Annotated in this window: 12 protein-coding genes; 8 read left to right on the top strand and 4 right to left on the bottom strand. The window is 60.8% G+C overall.

All coding sequences use genetic code 11. From position 1 onward, the window contains the following. Window positions 1-3: 3 nt before the first annotated feature. Together G5168_RS07765 and G5168_RS07760 are read right to left on the bottom strand one after the other, a co-directional pair. Window positions 4-903, bottom strand: coding sequence for an acyltransferase (locus G5168_RS07765; protein ID WP_005339610.1), 900 nt, complete (start codon window positions 901-903; stop codon window positions 4-6). A gap of 126 nt (window positions 904-1,029) precedes the next feature. Further along, entirely contained in the window at window positions 1,030-2,544 is a 1,515-nt protein-coding gene (locus tag G5168_RS07760; RefSeq protein ID WP_227341746.1) for a YifB family Mg chelatase-like AAA ATPase, read from the bottom strand. 384 nt (window positions 2,545-2,928) lie between these two features. Here G5168_RS07760 and ilvG point away from each other — a divergent pair, with 384 nt between their 5' ends. From ilvG to ilvA, 5 genes are all read left to right on the top strand, one after another. After that, a complete protein-coding gene (gene ilvG / locus G5168_RS07755; RefSeq protein ID WP_227341747.1) occupies window positions 2,929-4,575 on the top strand; it encodes an acetolactate synthase 2 catalytic subunit in 1,647 nt (548 codons plus the stop codon). Continuing rightward, window positions 4,572-4,850 carry an acetolactate synthase 2 small subunit gene (gene ilvM / locus G5168_RS07750; protein WP_005342011.1) on the top strand — a complete coding sequence of 93 codons (279 nt, stop codon included), beginning with the start codon at window positions 4,572-4,574 and terminating at the stop codon, window positions 4,848-4,850. The genes ilvG and ilvM overlap by 4 nt, the downstream gene beginning before the upstream one ends. Before the next feature lie 12 nt (window positions 4,851-4,862). Continuing rightward, window positions 4,863-5,807 (top strand): branched-chain amino acid transaminase, encoded by a 945-nt coding sequence (locus G5168_RS07745; protein WP_227341748.1) that lies wholly within the window; start codon window positions 4,863-4,865, stop codon window positions 5,805-5,807. A 143-nt stretch (window positions 5,808-5,950) separates the two neighbouring features. Next, window positions 5,951-7,792 carry a dihydroxy-acid dehydratase gene (gene ilvD / locus G5168_RS07740; RefSeq protein WP_041209479.1) on the top strand — a complete coding sequence of 614 codons (1,842 nt, stop codon included), beginning with the start codon at window positions 5,951-5,953 and terminating at the stop codon, window positions 7,790-7,792. Window positions 7,793-7,795: 3 nt separating this feature from the next. Next, window positions 7,796-9,316 (top strand): threonine ammonia-lyase, biosynthetic, encoded by a 1,521-nt coding sequence (ilvA, locus tag G5168_RS07735; protein WP_167570662.1) that lies wholly within the window; start codon window positions 7,796-7,798, stop codon window positions 9,314-9,316. Window positions 9,317-9,384: 68 nt separating this feature from the next. Here ilvA and G5168_RS07730 read toward each other — a convergent pair whose 3' ends face one another. Continuing rightward, a complete protein-coding gene (locus tag G5168_RS07730; protein ID WP_227342965.1) occupies window positions 9,385-9,837 on the bottom strand; it encodes an HPP family protein in 453 nt (150 codons plus the stop codon). A gap of 76 nt (window positions 9,838-9,913) precedes the next feature. On the opposite strand from G5168_RS07730, the gene G5168_RS07725 reads away from it, so the two are divergent. From G5168_RS07725 to mgtA, 3 genes are all read left to right on the top strand, one after another. Next, entirely contained in the window at window positions 9,914-10,480 is a 567-nt protein-coding gene (locus G5168_RS07725) for a TetR/AcrR family transcriptional regulator (RefSeq protein ID WP_182963048.1), read from the top strand. Between the two features lie 126 nt (window positions 10,481-10,606). Beyond that, window positions 10,607-11,701: a porin OmpA gene (gene ompA, locus G5168_RS07720; protein ID WP_421252049.1), complete on the top strand. Its 1,095-nt coding sequence runs from the start codon at window positions 10,607-10,609 to the stop codon at window positions 11,699-11,701. Between the two features lie 1,248 nt (window positions 11,702-12,949). Continuing rightward, window positions 12,950-15,712, top strand: coding sequence for a magnesium-translocating P-type ATPase (gene mgtA, locus G5168_RS07715; protein ID WP_421252048.1), 2,763 nt, complete (start codon window positions 12,950-12,952; stop codon window positions 15,710-15,712). Window positions 15,713-15,841: 129 nt separating this feature from the next. On the opposite strand, the gene G5168_RS07710 is transcribed toward mgtA, so the two are convergent. Continuing rightward, a complete protein-coding gene (locus G5168_RS07710; RefSeq protein ID WP_421252047.1) occupies window positions 15,842-16,951 on the bottom strand; it encodes a YeeE/YedE thiosulfate transporter family protein in 1,110 nt (369 codons plus the stop codon). Between the last annotated feature and the right edge of the window lie 126 nt (window positions 16,952-17,077).

Below are 17,077 nucleotides of genomic sequence, written 5' to 3'. Positions count from 1 at the left end.
TGTTTACTGCGCCTTGGTTGCCAGCAGTTGGCTCAGGGTCTGGTCCTTTTCGTGCCAGATCCCGTTCAACCACTGTTGAAACTCTTGTTGGAACTCGGGGTCATTGAAGTAATCCCCCACCAGCTTGCGGTCGATCGGCAAATAGCGGACCTGAACCTTGATTTGCCCGACCCGGCCACACATGAAGTCCCAGTAGCTGGGAATGCCGTCCGGATAGGCGATGGTGACATCCACCAGTTGATGCAACTGGTCACCCATGGCTGCCAGGGTAAAGGCGATGCCGCCTGCTTTCGGGTGGAGCAGGTGACGATAGGGCGAACCCTGCTTCTGATGTTTGCCCTTGGTGAAGCGGGTGCCTTCGACGAAGTTCATCACACTCACCGGAATGTGGCGGAACCTGGCACAGGCTTTACGGGTTGTTTCTATGTCTTTTCCCTTCAGATGGGGATGCTTTTCCAGAAATTTCCTGGAATATCGCCGCATGAAGGGGAAGTCGAGCGCCCACCATGCCAGACCGAGAAAAGGTACCCAAATCAGCTCTTTCTTGAGGAAAAACTTCAGGAAGGGGATTTTTTGGTTAAAAACCCGCTGCAGTACCAGTATGTCGACCCAGGATTGATGGTTGGCAATCACCATATACCACTCATTCCGGCGCCCTTTGTCCACTCCGACCACCTCGAAAGGGGTTTTTATGATGGTTTTCTGGATCAGATTGTTGAAACCGATCCAGCAGCTGGCACAGCCATCCAGCAGCCAGTTGCAGAGGGTGCGCCATCCCTTGAGGGGGAGCAGGAGCTTGAGCAGACCCAGCGAAAAGATGGGGACAAACCAGAAGAGGGTGTTGAAAAAATAGAGCAGGGTGGAGAGGCTGCCGCGCAGTCGCTCTGTCAGCTTGTTGGGCATGAGTCGGGTCCGTCTTGCTGTCGATAAAGGGCCATCAAGTGGTCAGATCTGTGGCCATAATATCAGCCGATTGCCCGTGAGACCATTCAGAGCCGTTACGGGGTTGGACTCACCCTTTCCCTTCTGTCAGCTGCTGCGCAGTCGCGACAGCAGCCGGTCCATGGCGCGATAACCGAGCGCCTCGATAAGATGCTCCTTGCCGATGGCGGGTTGCCCGGCCAGATCGGCGATGGTGCGTGACACCCGCAGGATGCGATGCCAGGCCCGGATGCTGAGCCCCAGCTTCTGGATGGCGTTCTCCAAAAATTCGGCATCTTGCGGTGATAGGCGGCAAATATCCTCTATCTCACGGCTATCCAGCAGGTTGTTGAGCTTGCCGTTGCGACTCAGCATGCGCTCCCGTGCCACCAGTACCCGATCGCGGATCTGCTGGCTCGACTCCCCCCGCTCCGCCTTGCCGGTCAGGCTCCCCTTGGGTAGTAGTGGCACTTCCACAGTCAGATCGAAGCGGTCGAGAAAGGGGCCGGAGAGCTTGCCGAGGTAGCGCAAGATCTGATCCGGGCTGGAGCGGGTCTGGCCGTCGCCATAGTGGCCACAGGGGCTGGGATTCATGGCGCCGACCAGCTGGAAGCGGGCGGGAAAATCCACCTGGCGGGCGGCCCGGCTGATGGTGATGTGCCCCGTCTCCAGTGGCTCGCGCAGGGAGTCGAGCACCTTGCGCTCGAATTCGGGCAGCTCGTCGAGAAACAGCACCCCGTTGTGGGCCAACGATATTTCGCCGGGCCTTGGGTGGCTGCCGCCGCCCACCAGCGCTACTGCGGAGGCACTGTGGTGGGGCGTGCGATAGGGTCTGTGGTGCCAGTGACCGGCGCGCGGAGTGAGGCCGCCGATGGAGTGGATGGCGGCGGTCTGCTGCGCCTCCTGCTCGCTGAGCGGCGGCAGAATGCCGGGCAATCGGCTCGCCAGCATGCTCTTGCCGGTGCCGGGCGGGCCGATGAACAGCAGGTTGTGGCTGCCGGCGGCGGCGATCTCCAGCGCCCGCTTGGCCTGTGACTGGCCGATCACATCCTGCAGGTCCGGCACATTGGGCAGGCTCTCCGCGCTTTGGGGATCCGGCAGCGGCAGTTCGTACTGGCCTGCCAGCCAAGCTGTGACGGCCAGCAGCTGATGGGCGGTGCGCACTTCGGCATCCTGAATGAGGGACGCTTCGGGGCCGTTCTCCCGCGGTACCAGCAGAGTGCGCCCCGCATCCCGGCAGGCGAGCACGGCGGGCAGCACCCCGAGCACGGGGCGAATTTCGCCGGTCAGGGCCAACTCCCCCAAAAATTCATGATCGAGCAGGTATTTTGCCGGTATCTGCTTGGAAGCAGCGAGAATGCCGATGGCGATGGCCAGATCGAAGCGGCCCCCCTCCTTGGGTAGATCGGCGGGAGCCAGATTGACTGTGATGTGTTTGCTCGGGAACTCGAAATTGCCGTTGAGCAGGGCGCTGCGCACCCGGTCTCGCGACTCCTTCACCGAGGTTTCCGGCAGGCCGACCATGTTGAAGGCAGGCAGGCCGTTGGAGAGGTGAACTTCCACTGTAACTTGCGGGGCCGCGATCCCGAGGCTGGCACGGCTATAAACCACAGCTAATGACATAAATCCCGTCCTTGAGTTGATATATGTTCTGACTAACTGCTTGTTGTTGGTTTTTTATTCCAGAGTTCCGGCTGGGGAATAGCCAAAATCAGTGGGTTGTCACAGAAAAAAGGCTTGCCCAATAAAAATCACCGTGCTAGTTCTAATAGCCATTCGCGGTAGAAACCGCCCCAATTTCACAGGATTTCCGGTTGTAACTATGAACATGGCCTCCCGTTTCGTCAGCATTATTGTGGTCCTAGTGGTGATTATTATCTCACCGCTCGGGGCTCGTTTAGCTGCACGGAACAAGGGATAGACCCACCACCGGACAGAACGAAACAAGCGACCCCCGAGCCTCACAGCCCGGGGGTTTTTTTTCGACCAAAGGACAGGATTTTCCACATGAACGGCGCGCAGTTTTTGGTACAGGCTCTCAAAAAACAGGGTGTGACCCAGGTGTTTGGTTACCCGGGCGGGGCCATCATGCCGGTCTACGATGCCCTGTATGACGGTGGTCTGGCCCATCAGCTCTGTCGCCACGAGCAGGGTGCCGCCATGGCGGCGGTGGGTTATGCCCGCGCCTCCGGTCAGGTGGGAGTCTGCATCGCCACCTCCGGCCCCGGCGCCACCAATCTGGTGACCGGTCTGGCGGAGGCGCTGCTCGATTCGGTGCCTCTGGTGGCCATCAGCGGTCAGGTGCCCTGTTCCGCCATCGGCACCGATGCGTTTCAGGAGGTCGACGTGCTCGGCATGTCCCTCTCCTGTACCAAGCACTCCTTTATGGTGACCGATGCCGCTGATCTGGGGCGGGTGCTGGCAGAAGCTTTCGCCATCGCCACCGAAGGGCGCCCCGGGCCTGTGCTGATCGACCTGCCCAAGGATGTGCAGCTGGCCGCAGTGCCTCCCCAGAGCCCGCTGTTTGCGGTGGAAGAGCCGGAGGTGCTCAATCCCTCGGATCTGGCCGCGGCCCGCACCCTGCTGGCTGCCGCCGAGCGTCCGGTGCTTTACGTCGGTGGCGGGGTGGGTATGGCCAATGCCGAGCAGCAGTTGCGTGACTTTGCCGCCGCAACCGGCATGCCTGCGGTCACCACCCTCAAGGGGATTGGCGCGCTCGACCCCGATAGCGCCGTTTATCTGGGCATGCTCGGCATGCACGGCACCAAGGCCGCCAACTACGCGGTGCAGCAGTGCGATCTGCTGCTGGTGGTGGGCGCCCGTTTCGATGATCGGGTGACCGGCAAGCTGGAGGAGTTCGCCCCCGAAGCCAAGGTGATCCATCTCGATGTGGATGCTGCCGAGTTCGGCAAGCGCCGCGCCGCCGAGGTGGGTATCACCACGGATCTCAAACAGGTGCTGCCGCGCTTCGCCATGACTCTCGACATCGCCCCCTGGCGTGAGCACTGCGCCGCCATGGCCCGCGAATATGCCTTTCGCTACGACCATCCCGGTCATGCCATCTACGCTCCGGCTTTGCTCAAGCAGCTCTCCGCTAGGTTGCCGGAGAGCAGCGTGGTCGCCTGCGACGTGGGTCAGCACCAGATGTGGGTGGCCCAGCACATGCGCTTCACCAGTCCGCGCAACCACCTCTCCAGCGCCGGTCTCGGCACCATGGGCTTCGGTCTGCCGGCCGCCATCGGGGCCAAGATGTCGCGCCCCAATGATGAAGTGGTGCTGGTGAGCGGCGACGGCTCTTTCATGATGAACGTGCAGGAGCTTGGCACCATCCGCCGCGCCCAACTCAAGGTGAAGATGGTGCTGCTGGACAACCAGCGCCTCGGCATGGTGCGCCAGTGGCAGGAGCTATTCTTCGACGGCCGCTACAGCGAGACCATCCTTTCCGACAACCCCGATTTCGTCGCCCTGGCTGCCGCCTTCGGCATCCCCGGCGAAACCATCACATGCAAGGAGCAGATAGCCGGCGCCCTCGATCGCCTGCTGGCAAGCGAGAGTGCCTACTTGCTGCATGTGGCTATTTCAGAGGAAGAAAACGTCTGGCCCCTGGTTCCGCCGGGAGTCGCCAACCACCAGATGATGGAGCAACGCCCATGAACCCGCACACCCTTGCCCAGCCAGCATTTGCACAACACACCCTGCATATCCACGCCCAGCCCAGACCGGAAGTGATGGAGCGGGTGCTGCGGGTGGTGCGTCACCGCGGCTTCAATCTCTGCGCCTTGAATATGGAGCAGGATTGCCAACAGCTGCGGATCACGGTTACTGTCGAGTCGGTGCGTCCCATCCAGCAGTTGTGGAGCCAGCTGGTGAAGCTGGTGGACGTCTCCCGGGTCGATGCACTGGAACAGCAACCCCGGATCAGAGCTTAAGGAGCCAAGCCAATGTCACAGCCTTCCCAATCTGCCACTCACCCGCAATACATCTGGTTCAACGGCAAACTGGTGCCCTGGCAGGATGCCCAGGTGCACGTGATGAGCCACGCCCTGCACTACGGCTCCTCGGTGTTCGAGGGGGTACGAGCCTACGATACCCCCAAAGGCACCTGCATCTTCCGTCTGCAGGAGCATACTCGCCGCCTGTTCGACTCCGCCAAAATCTACTGGATGGACGTCCCCTACAGCGAGTCCGAAGTGAATGAAGCCTGCCGCACCGTGGTGCGCGAGAACGGCCTGAAGAGCGGCTACCTGCGCCCGCTGGCCTTTGTCGGCAACGTGGGGCTGGGGCTGCATCCGCCGCTGGATGCCAAGGCTGATCTGATAGTGGCTGCCCTGCCCTGGGGCGCCTATCTGGGGGAAGAGGGGCTGAAAAACGGGGTGGATGTGTGCGTCACCTCATGGAACCGGCTCGCGCCCAACACCATTCCCACCGGCGCCAAGGCGGGCGGCAACTATTTGTCATCCCAGCTGATCAGCCGCGAGGCCAAGCGCAACGGCTTCGCCGAGGGGCTGGCGCTGGACGTGAATGGCTACCTGAGCGAAGGGGCGGGTGAGAACCTGTTCCTGGTGAAGAACGGCGTACTCTTCACTCCACCTGCTACCGCCGCCATCCTGCCCGGCATTACCCGTGACACCATCATGACGCTGGCGCGTGACTTGGGTTACGAGGTGCGCGAGCAGGCGCTGCCCCGTGAGGCGCTGTACGTCGCAGACGAAATCTTTATGACCGGGACCGCCGCCGAGGTGACCCCGGTGCGCTCCGTCGATCGGATGACGGTGGGCGCTGGCAGCCGTGGCCCGGTGACAGAGCAGCTGCAGAATGCCTTCTTCGGTCTGTTCAACGGCCAGACCGAGGACAAGTGGGGTTGGCTGACACCCGTCAACGACTGATGAGAGAGGGGAGGCGCGGAGCCTCCCCGAGTCGCTTCCGGTGAGTGCTTCCCATAGGAGTCTTCACCAGGATCGATTCCGATCCACTCGTATCATCACCGCATAACGCATCGAGCCCATATGGGCATTCAGGGAGTAGAGACATGCCGAAGTTGAGATCCGCCACCACCACCCACGGACGTAACATGGCCGGGGCCCGCGCCCTGTGGCGTGCCACCGGAATGACCGATCAGGATTTCGGCAAGCCCATCATCGCCGTGGTCAACTCCTTTACCCAGTTCGTGCCGGGCCACGTGCATCTCAAGGACTTGGGGCAACTGGTGGCGCGCGAGATTGAAGCCGCTGGCGGGGTGGCCAAGGAGTTCAACACCATCGCCGTGGATGACGGCATCGCCATGGGCCACGGTGGCATGCTCTACTCCCTGCCATCGCGGGAGCTGATTGCCGATTCGGTGGAGTATATGGTCAACGCCCACTGCGCCGACGCCATGGTCTGTATTTCCAACTGCGACAAGATCACCCCGGGGATGCTGATGGCGGCCCTGCGCATCAACATTCCGGTGATCTTCGTCTCCGGCGGCCCGATGGAAGCGGGCAAGACCAAGCTCTCCGACCAGATCATCAAGCTGGATCTGGTGGACGCCATGATCCAGGGTGCCGACCCCAAGGTGTCGGACGCCCAGAGCGAACAGGTGGAGCGCAGTGCCTGCCCCACCTGCGGCTCCTGCTCCGGCATGTTTACCGCCAACTCCATGAACTGCCTGACCGAGGCGCTTGGCCTCTCCCAGCCGGGCAACGGCTCGCTGCTGGCGACCCACAGCGACCGCGAGCAACTGTTCAAGCTGGCGGGTCAGCGCATCGTGACTTTGGCCAAGCGCTGGTATGAGCAGGACGATGCCTCGGCACTGCCGCGCAATATCGCCACCAAGGCGGCGTTCGAGAACGCCATGGCGCTCGACATCGCCATGGGTGGCTCCACCAATACCGTGCTGCACCTGCTGGCGGCGGCGCAGGAGGCCGGTGTCGACTTCACCATGGCCGACATCGACCGCATGTCCCGCAAGGTGCCGCAGCTCTGCAAGGTGGCGCCCTCCACCCAGAAGTACCATATGGAAGATGTGCACCGCGCCGGTGGCGTGGTCGCCATTCTGGGCCAGCTGGAAAAAGCGGGTCTGGTGCATGGGGATACCCGTACCGTGCTGGGTTGCTCCCTCGTCGAACAGCTCAATGAATATGATGTCAGCCGCCAGCCGAGTCAGGAGGTGGTGGACTTCTACCGCGCAGGCCCTGCCGGCATCCGTACCACCAAGGCGTTCAGTCAGGATTGTCGCTGGCCGGAGCTGGATCTGGACAGAGCCGAAGGGTGCATCCGCTCGCTGGACAACGCCTACAGCCAAGAGGGTGGTCTGGCGGTGCTCTCCGGTAACCTCGCGGTCAACGGCGCCATCGTCAAGACCGCCGGGGTGGATGAGGAGAACCTCACCTTCCGTGGCCCGGCCCGGGTATTCGAGAGTCAGGAGAGCGCGGTGAACGGCATCCTCGACGGCACCGTGAAAGCGGGCGAGGTGGTGGTGATCCGCTATGAAGGGCCGAAAGGGGGCCCCGGTATGCAGGAGATGCTCTACCCAACCACCTATCTGAAATCCATGGGACTCGGCAAGGCGTGTGCCCTGATCACCGATGGCCGCTTCTCCGGCGGCACATCGGGCCTCTCCATCGGCCACGTATCGCCGGAGGCCGCTTCCGGCGGCACCATAGGTCTGGTGGAGGATGGCGACATCATCAGCATCAACATCCCGGCTCGCAGCATGGTGCTGGAGGTGGCCGACAGCGTGCTGGCCGCCCGCCGTGTCGCCGTGGAAGCCCGTGGCTGGAAGCCGCTCGATCGTCAGCGTCAGGTCTCCTTTGCCCTGCGCGCCTACGCCATGTTCGCCACCAGCGCCGACAAGGGCGCGGTGCGTGATCGCACCCTGTTGGGGGAATAAACCATGGTCTCTGCGGCGGATTATCTACGCAAGGTGTTGCTCTCCCCCGTCTATGAGGCGGCGCGGGTGACCCCCCTGCAAACCCTGAAGAAACTTTCCGAGCGGCTCGGCAACCATGTCAGCCTGAAGCGGGAGGATCTGCAACCGGTCCACTCCTTCAAGCTGCGCGGCGCCTATCACAAGATCGCCACCCTGACCGAGGAGCAGAAGGCGCGCGGCGTTATCGCCGCCTCTGCTGGCAACCACGCACAGGGGGTCGCCCTGTCGGCCGCCAAGCTCGGCATCAAGGCGATCATCGTGATGCCCAAGACCACGCCGGATATCAAGATCGACGCGGTGCGCCGGCAGGGCGGCAACGTCATGCTGTTTGGCAACAGTTTCGACGAGGCCTACGGCGAGAGCCGCCGCCTCTCCGAGCTGGAGGGTTACACCCTGATCCCGCCGTTTGACGACGTCGAGGTGATCGCCGGGCAGGGCACCATCGGCAAGGAGTTGCTGGAGCAGGATACCCACCTCACTCACGTCTTTGTGCCGGTGGGCGGCGGTGGGTTGGCCGCCGGGGTGGCGGTCTATATCAAGCAACTGCTGCCGGATGTGAAGGTGATCGGGGTGGAGGCTGAAGGGTCTGCCTGTCTCAAGGCCGCGCTGGCGGCCGGCGAGCCGGTCAATCTGGAGCGGGTCTCGCTGTTTGCGGACGGGGTGGCGGTCAAGCGCATCGGCGAGGAGACCTTCCGCCTGTGCAACCAGTATCTGGACGAGGTGGTGACCGTCTCCAACGACCAGATCTGCGCCGCACTGAAAGACATCTTCGACGACTGCCGCGCCATCGCCGAGCCGTCGGGCGCCCTCTCGCTGGCGGGCCTCAAGGCCTACAGCGAGCGGGAGCAGGTCAAAGGGGGGCGGATGGCGGCCATTCTCTCCGGCGCCAACGTTAACTTCCACAGCCTGCGCTACGTGTCGGAGCGCTGCGAGATCGGCGAGAAGCGCGAGGGCATGCTGGCGGTGACCATCCCCGAGCGCAAGGGGGCCTTCCTCGACTTCTGTCGTCAGCTTGGCCCCCGCATGGTGACCGAGTTCAACTATCGCTACGCCGATGCCGAACAGGCGTCGCTGTTCGTTTCGGTGCGCCTCACCGGCGGTGACGAAGAGCTCGGCCAGATCATCGATCAGCTCGGTGGCAACGGCTATCCAGTGGTCAACATGACCGAGAGCGAGCTGGCCAAGAATCATGTGCGCTACATGATTGGCGGCCGCCCGGCCCGGCCCCTTGGTGAGCGTCTCTACAGCTTCAAGTTTCCGGAGCAGCCTGGCGCCCTGATGCGCTTCCTCGAGACACTGGGTTGTCGCTGGAACATCAGCCTGTTCCACTACCGTAACCACGGTGCCGACTACGGCCGCGTGCTCTGCGCCTTCGAGCTGCCGGATGAAGACGTGGCAGCCTTCCACGACTACCTGCGCGAGATTGGCTACGGCTGGAAAGAGGTGAGCGACGACCCCGCCTACCGGCTATTCCTGGCTAGTTGATGGCGGGATCGCGATGAAGCAGGAGGGAGGCGTTGTCCTCCCTCTGTTTTGTTGTCCTCCCTCTGTTTTTAGGCTGCAATTGGGAACTTCTGTCTGAGCCATTGAAATCCATGGGCCAGTGCCATCAGCAGCAGGGTGCCGGGCAGCACCGTTTGCCACAGGAAGGCTGGCTCTTGTCCTGTCATCAGGATCAGCAAGGGATTGGCGCCCGCCGGAGGGTGAAGAATATTCAGTCCCTGCATCAGGGCGATGGCCAGCCCGGTTGCCAGAGCCATCTGCATTTCAGCAGGGAGGGGAAGCAGGCCGATGACCAGTCCGACGCAGGCCGTCAGCAGGTGTCCACCCAGCACGTTTTTGGGGCGCGCCAGCGGACTATCTGGCAGGGAAAACAACAACACACAGCTGGCCCCGAAAGGTGCCATGACTAGCGCGACATGCCAGCTCAGATTGAGCCATCCCAATATGCCGATGGTGAGTGCGGCGCCCACACCTGCCCATAACGGGCCATACCATTTTGTCATCATGCTTTCCTCTTGGTTTGCCAGAACTGATTAGGCACATTAGGTAGACAGATCGGTGTACTTCAAGAGGCAAATCATGAGTGAGAAGCGTCAACAACTGGTGGCGACGGCCTACCGTCTGTTCAACCGTCATGGCTTTCATGCCACCGGCATAGATCGCATCTGGGCCGAGGCGGGGAGTACCAAGCGCACCCTCTATCGCCACTTCCCGACCAAGGATGCCTTGATTGAGGAGGTGCTGCTCGCTCGTGACCGGGAGTTCTTCGCCTTGCTTGACCAGCGGCTGGCCGGTGTGAGCGGACGTGAAGCTCGCCTCCAGGCGCTGTTCGATGGTTTCGCGGCGTGGTTTGGCCGCTCTGATTTCTATGGCTGCAACTTTATCAACGCCAGCGCCGAGTTTGCCGACCCACGCCATCCGGTGCGCAAGCTGGTGATGGCCCACAAGCAGGCGTTATTGGGCTGGGTGATAAACCAGCTCAACTGTTCTCTGGCACAGGCCACCGAGCTTTGCCTGTTGCTGGAGGGGGCGATCGTGATGGCTCACAGCTATCAGCAGCCACTGGCGTTGGAGCAGGCCAGAATGCTGGCAAAGACCATTTTGGCCGACGATGGCGCGATAATGCAGGCCGCTTCACACTCCTGAGATGCTGGTCATTTGAGGCTGCGTTCGGATGGGATACCCTGAATAGCGGAGAGGCCGCCTGACGGCTTCACACAGGGAAGAGTGCGCACTCAGGCGCCCATAACGACTTATTGCAGAGGCGAAAATATGAATAAATCCATGCTTGCCGTATTGGTCAGTGGTTTGCTGGCGGCCGGAGCCGTGCAGGCCGCTGCTCAGGACAATACCTGGTATGTCGGTGGCAAGGCCGGTTGGTCCAATTACTATGGCGTTGACCACAACCAGTATGCCGAGTCGATTGCCCAGACGTTGGGTAATACCAGCGAGAACACGGATGATCTGGGTCTGGGTCTGTTCGCCGGTTACCAGCTCAACCCCAACCTGGGGTTCGAGCTGGGTTATGACTGGCTTGGCAAATACGACACCACCTCGGGCACCGGCGCCAATACCCTCAATACCGAAGCCAAGAGCCAGATGATTCAGGCCACCATGAAGATCAGCTTCCCGGCAACGAATGTGCTCGATCTTTATGGCCGGCTCGGCGGTGCCTATGCCTGGACGGATAGCGAGATCAGCTTCGCCAATAGCAGCGAGACCGGTAAAAAGTATGGCGCCGCATTTGTCGGGGCGCTGGGTGCCGAGTACGCCATCGATCGTGACTGGGCCGCCCGTCTGGAGTACCAGTACACTACGCCGCTGGGAGATGCCTCTCTCGATCGCTCAGGCATCGAGCTGGATAACGGCCTGATCTCGTTCGGCATGCTCTATCGTTTCGGTCAGCAAGGTGGTGAGGTTGCTGTGCCGGCGCCAGCTCCGGCAGCCGAGCCTGCCCCGGCTGTGGTGGTGGAGCCCAAGACCTTCAGCCTTAGTTCCGATGTGCTGTTCGAGTTCAACAAGGCGACCCTGAAACCTGCCGCCAGCCAGGCGCTCGATGCCCTGTTCAGCCAGATTGTGGCGGCCAATCCGAAGGATGGCGTCGCGACCGTGGTCGGTTATACCGACCGCATCGGCTCCGACAACTACAACCTGGCCCTCTCCGAGAAGCGGGCCCAGAGCGTGGCCAGCTATCTGGTAGCCAAAGGCTTGTATGCTGACAAGGTGCGGGTCGAAGGGCGTGGCAAGGCCAATCCGGTTACTGGCAACAACTGCGCCAGCCGTTCCAAACAGGAGCTGATTGCCTGTCTGGCACCGGATCGTCGGGTTGAAATCCATCTGGAGGGGGTTTCCCAGCCGGCGCAGTGATGCTGCGGCTAGAGATGGGATTCGAGAAGAACGGGAGGCCAGGCCTCCCGTTTTCTATGGTCAGCGTGATCGGATGGTGGTGCAGACCTGATTTGCCAACATCATGAGTTATCGAATCTTTTCCTAATAGGAATAGTTATTATATTTCCAGGAAATTACAGGATAAAAAAATAGAATTAAACTTTGCGCCTGAAGATTCTTTTGGTTAGAATCTCTGCGTGTTATCAATAGACAGGTAAATATTATGGACTGCGACAGTTGTAGCCGATTGCAAATCGCGATGCGGGTTTACCAGAGCTGAGGCCGAATATTTTATCTTCTCTCTCACTCTGATTGCTCGAATCACAAGCATAGAGTGCAGCATCTATATGAGTCAGCATCGACTCTCACAACCTCTTTATCCCGCCTTCATCAGGGATTACGGTTGTAAATCTGGATCGTTCCGCTCATCTGCGAGCCATGCGAGCCATGCGAGCCATGCGAGCCATGCGCGCCTCGCGACCTCTGCAATTGAACGCTTCATCATGCATCCCGGTACTGCCCGTCAGGGCCGTCACAGCGTCGGAACCATGCATCCGTGCCGTGGTCGGGAAGGGATCAAGCGTAAAATAACAAGATGGATAATCTCATATTGAAAACTATTTCGTTTTCGATATGGCAGGTTGCACATTAAAATAAATGATGTGATTGATTAATATATTTCGGCGGTGGCAAGGGTCGCGCTGTAATATTTCTATAGGCGTGGTTTTCTCCGATGTTCTTACCCGCCAGATATCACTGATACTATTTCCTGCCCGCATCCAGTTATTTCAAACTGTCGTAATCCTGATTTTCTTTATGGGTGATGCCGCTCTAGTTGCGGGATCACCGGATTGGTCCGCTGATAATGCAGACTCGCGGCCATGCCTGCCAACGACAGTGTGTATCGCTGTCCATGGTTCGTCCGGCCCTCTCTCCACCCCACTCGGAGGATATCGTATGACCGAAGAGCCCAAACCTCGACCCTCGGGGTTCACGTCTCCCCACTCCTGATCCCCCCTGCGGGGACGGGATGCGGTGTTCTGACCCCTGATCTGACCCAACCATGCAGGTTAGCTCGACGGCAGACATTTGTCTGACGAGCCGCCCCGTGCGCGCCAGTTGAGCGTGCCGGCAACGAGTCGGGTTCACAGCTTTCGATATCAGTACTGACGCCTGGCCTGGCCCGCGACAGGGCCCTTCTGCAAGCGAAAATCAGGATTTAAAGTTATGAAGCAACAACATACTGCCAGCCGGCACAAGCAACAGGGGTTCGTCGCCCCGGGCCGTGCCAATGAGAAGCTCTCCTCCCGGGTGCTCGACGAGGCCGACAAGTCCCTCGAATACACCCTCACTGCCGTGCGCGGCAATATCGACGGCCTGACCGCGACCGAGGCGGCCAACCGTCTGGTCCAGTTTGGCCCCAACGAGGTGACCCACGACAAACCGCCTCATCCATTGATCCAGCTGCTGCACGCGTTCAAGAACCCCTTCGTGATGGTGCTGATCGTGCTCGGGCTGGTCAGTTACGTGATGGACGTACTGATGGCTGAGCCCGGCGACGAGGACTGGGTCAAGGTGATCATCCTCGGTGTCATGGTGGGCTTGAGCGGTCTGCTGCGCTTCTGGCAGGAGTACCGTTCCGCCAAGGCGGCCGAGGCGCTCAAGTCGCTGGTGCGCAATACCGCCACCGTACAGCGTCGTCCCTCGCCGGGCGCCACCCCCCAGCGCAAGGAGGTGGCAATGACCGAGCTGGTGGCCGGAGACATAGTGCACTTGCAGGCGGGGGACATGATCCCCGCTGACATCAAGCTGATCGAATCCCGCGATCTCTTTATCAGCCAGGCGGTGCTGACCGGTGAAGCGTTGCCGGTGGAGAAGTACGACACCCTGGGCGCAGTGGCCGAGAAGTCGGCAGACGGCAACAGCACAGGGGACGTGGGGTTGCTCGACCAGCCCAACATCTGCTTCATGGGCACCAATGTGGTGAGCGGTACAGCCAAGGCTGTGGTGGTGGCCACCGGCAGCGACACCTACTTCGGTTCGCTGGCCCGCAACGTGGTGAGCCACAAGCGCATCGAGACCAGTTTCGATCGCGGCGTCAATAGCGTTACCAGGCTGCTGATCCGCTTCATGCTGGTGATGGTGCCCATCGTCTTTATGCTGAGTGGCATCAGCAGTGGTGACTGGATGTCGGCGCTCACCTTCGCGCTGGCGGTGGCGGTAGGGCTCACCCCCGAGATGCTGCCGATGATCGTCTCCGCCAACCTGGCGCGAGGGGCGGTGGCCATGGCCAAGCGCAAGGTGGTGGTCAAACGGCTCAACTCGGTGCAGAACTTCGGTGCCATGGACGTGCTCTGCACCGACAAGACAGGTACCCTGACCCAGGACAAGATCATCCTCGAGCACCACTACGACGTGCGTGGCAACCGGGACGACCGGATCCTGCAGCTGGCCTGGCTCAACAGTTATCATCAGAGCGGCATGAAGAACCTGATGGACATCGCGGTGATCGAGCATGCCGATGTGCTGGGAGCTGGCTGCAAGCCGGCTGGTTACAGCAAGGTGGATGAGTTGCCATTCGACTTCGTGCGCCGCCGGCTATCGGTGATCGTACAGGATGAGCGTGGCCAGCAGCTGATGGTCTCCAAGGGGGCGGTGGAAGAGATGCTGGCCGTCTCCAGCCAGATCGCCGATGGCCAGGATGTGCGGGATCTGACCGACGCCGATCGCCTTGCCCTGCTGCGCCAGAGCGAGGAGTTCAATGCCGAGGGCTATCGGGTACTGATCGTGGCGACCCGCGAGATCCCGGCAGGCGAGTGCAAGCAGAGCTATCGTACCAGTGATGAGGTCAATCTGGTGGTGCGCGGCTTCCTCACCTTCTTCGATCCGCCCAAGGATTCGGCCGCACCGGCCATCCGTGCGCTGAACGACTATGGTGTGGCGGTCAAGGTGCTGACCGGTGACAATCCCATCATCACCAGCAAGGTGTGTCGTGACGTAGGGCTGGAGCCCGGCTTACCGCTGCTCGGCAAGGATATCGAAGGAATGGATGACGTGGCGCTGTGCGAGGTGGTCAAGCAGACTACCATCTTCGCCAAGCTCACCCCGCTGCAGAAGTCGCGGGTGGTGAAGGCGCTGCAGGCCAACGGCAACACCGTCGGTTTCCTCGGTGACGGCATCAATGACGCGCCGGCGCTGCGGGATGCGGACGTGGGGATCTCGGTGGATAGCGGTGCCGACATTGCCAAGGAGACTGCCGACATCATCCTGCTGGAGAAGAGTCTGATGGTGCTGGAGGAGGGGGTGATCAAGGGGCGCGAGACCTTTGGCAACATTCTCAAGTACCTCAACATGACCGCCAGCTCCAACTTCGGCAACGTCTTTTCGGTGCTGGTCGCCTCCGCCTGGTTGCCATGGGCACCCATGCTGGCGATGCAGATGCTGATCCAGAACCTGGTGTATGACGTCTCCCAGATGCTGCTGCCGTGGGACAAGATGGACCCCGAGTTTCTCAAGCGGCCGCGCAAGTGGGAGGCGAGCAACATCAAGCGCTTCATGCTCTGGCTTGGCCCGACCTCGTCGGTGTTCGATATCAGCACCTACTGCCTGATGTGGTTCGTGTTCGGTGCCGGTGCCCTCTATGCCACCGCCAACGGCAGCATGGATCCGCTGGTCAACGGTCAGGCCATCATGAACTCCGGCTGGTTTATCGAGGGGCTGGTGTCGCAGACGCTGGTGGTACATATGCTGCGTACCCGCAAGATCCCGTTCCTGCAGAGTACCGCTACCCTGCCGGTGCTGCTCTCCACCTCGATCGCCATTGCTATCGGCTGTTACCTGCCCTTCTCGCCGGTGGCTGAGCACTTCGGCTTCATCACTCTGGATGGGCCCAAGTACTTCATGTGGCTGGTGATCACCATGCTGGCCTACATGGGGCTGACCCAGACCGTCAAGAGCATCTACATCAAGCGCCACGGCCAGTGGTTCTGATGACGTGCTAGCTGACGGGCCGGTGTGATCCCGGCGCGAGAGAAAAAAGAGAGCCAGCCCGCGCAAGCGGACTGGCTCTCTTTATTTGGTGTGACCTGACTCCCTTGTTGGCGAGTACCGGCCTGTGGCTTAGAGCTTGAACAGCGGGCGCAGGCGAATACCGATCAGGCTGCCGGCGAGGGCCATCAGCATCCAGACCCAGCCGTGCAGGCTGCCAGAGGCGGTGCCATCGAAGAAGCCGCCGAGGTTGCAGGCGGCGTACATGGCGCCCATCCCCATCAACAGGCCGCCAATGATGGAGGCCAGACTGTTGCCGAGTCGCATCGGGGCGAAGTTGCCGCCACCGCTCAAACAGCGCGCCAGCATGGCCCCCAGAATACCGAGCCAGAACATGCCGACCATGGGGTTGATAAAGAGCGGCTGGGCCAGCTTGGGGTTGCCCTCGAACAGGCCAAACAGGGAGGCACTACGCAGCGCCATGTCATAGACGGCGCCGGTGATGGTCCAGGCCGAGCCGTGCAGAGCGACCACGGACGAGTTGAGCAGGGCGATGATGATGCCGCCGGTCAGCACGGTGAAGCGGCCATCGCGCCAGAACAGATTGCCGCCGCTGAAGAGGGGCTTGAGTTCGCCGGTACGCTTGAGTTCACTGTTGCGAAACAGTAGGAATAGCGCGGCGACCAGCGCCAGGTTGAGCAGCATGCCGCTCCAGATATTGCCGGTCAAATCCTTGGCCAGCACCACATGGCTGGAGAAGGTGGCCTCCAGTTCGGGGCGGAACTGGTTGCTGATAAGGGTGCCGATGCCGTAGCAGATCAGCACCAGCCAGAAGCGGGGTTGTCCCTCGCCGCAGCAATAAAGAGTGCCGGTGGCACAGACGCCTGCCAGCTGCATGCCGATGCCGAACAGGAAGGCACCGACGATGAAGGGAATGCCGATAGCCATCACGTTGCCCACCATGGCATCGCCAAACAGGGCGTGACTAAAGGAGAGGAAGGTGGTGAACAGCAGAATTTCGATGGCGATGGTGAGCAGGTGAACCCGCACATAGTAACTGTTGCGCTTGGTCAGCATTTCGCGCCAACCGAACACGATGCCGAAGCGGCTGAAGGAGAGGGTGAAGCCAAAGCCGAATCCGATCAGGGCCATCAGGGCCCATTTCATACCAAAGGTGTTGCCAAGCCAGAGTAACGCTCCCCCCGCGATTGCCACGATGGGGAGCGACCATTTTCGAGTCATAGCTGTAATTCCTTATAGCTGGATGGAGAATAGGGAGTGCGGATCCTATTCCCACATTGAGTCCAAGGCTACCGGTTTAACAGGTCAGGGGGCGAGAAAATGGCATATCGCTTCTGATGACTTTGT

This window comes from Aeromonas sp. 600724 (assembly GCF_049175135.1).
GTDB lineage: Bacteria > Pseudomonadota > Gammaproteobacteria > Enterobacterales > Aeromonadaceae > Aeromonas > Aeromonas veronii_A.
This window is presented reverse-complemented; position numbering and strand designations above follow the sequence as displayed.

What these genes read in the sequence shown, in the direction of transcription:
- G5168_RS07725 (WP_182963048.1), top strand. Translation starts at nt 9,914, where the DNA reads ATGAGTGAGAAGCGTCAACAACTGGTGGCGACGGCCTACCGTCTGTTC.
- ilvD (WP_041209479.1), top strand. Translation starts at nt 5,951, where the DNA reads ATGCCGAAGTTGAGATCCGCCACCACCACCCACGGACGTAACATGGCC.
- G5168_RS07710 (WP_421252047.1), bottom strand. Translation starts at nt 16,951, where the DNA reads ATGACTCGAAAATGGTCGCTCCCCATCGTGGCAATCGCGGGGGGAGCG.
- G5168_RS07765 (WP_005339610.1), bottom strand. Translation starts at nt 903, where the DNA reads ATGCCCAACAAGCTGACAGAGCGACTGCGCGGCAGCCTCTCCACCCTG.
- ilvG (WP_227341747.1), top strand. Translation starts at nt 2,929, where the DNA reads ATGAACGGCGCGCAGTTTTTGGTACAGGCTCTCAAAAAACAGGGTGTG.
- G5168_RS07730 (WP_227342965.1), bottom strand. Translation starts at nt 9,837, where the DNA reads ATGACAAAATGGTATGGCCCGTTATGGGCAGGTGTGGGCGCCGCACTC.
- G5168_RS07760 (WP_227341746.1), bottom strand. Translation starts at nt 2,544, where the DNA reads ATGTCATTAGCTGTGGTTTATAGCCGTGCCAGCCTCGGGATCGCGGCC.
- mgtA (WP_421252048.1), top strand. Translation starts at nt 12,950, where the DNA reads ATGAAGCAACAACATACTGCCAGCCGGCACAAGCAACAGGGGTTCGTC.
- G5168_RS07745 (WP_227341748.1), top strand. Translation starts at nt 4,863, where the DNA reads ATGTCACAGCCTTCCCAATCTGCCACTCACCCGCAATACATCTGGTTC.
- ilvA (WP_167570662.1), top strand. Translation starts at nt 7,796, where the DNA reads ATGGTCTCTGCGGCGGATTATCTACGCAAGGTGTTGCTCTCCCCCGTC.
- ilvM (WP_005342011.1), top strand. Translation starts at nt 4,572, where the DNA reads ATGAACCCGCACACCCTTGCCCAGCCAGCATTTGCACAACACACCCTG.
- ompA (WP_421252049.1), top strand. Translation starts at nt 10,607, where the DNA reads ATGAATAAATCCATGCTTGCCGTATTGGTCAGTGGTTTGCTGGCGGCC.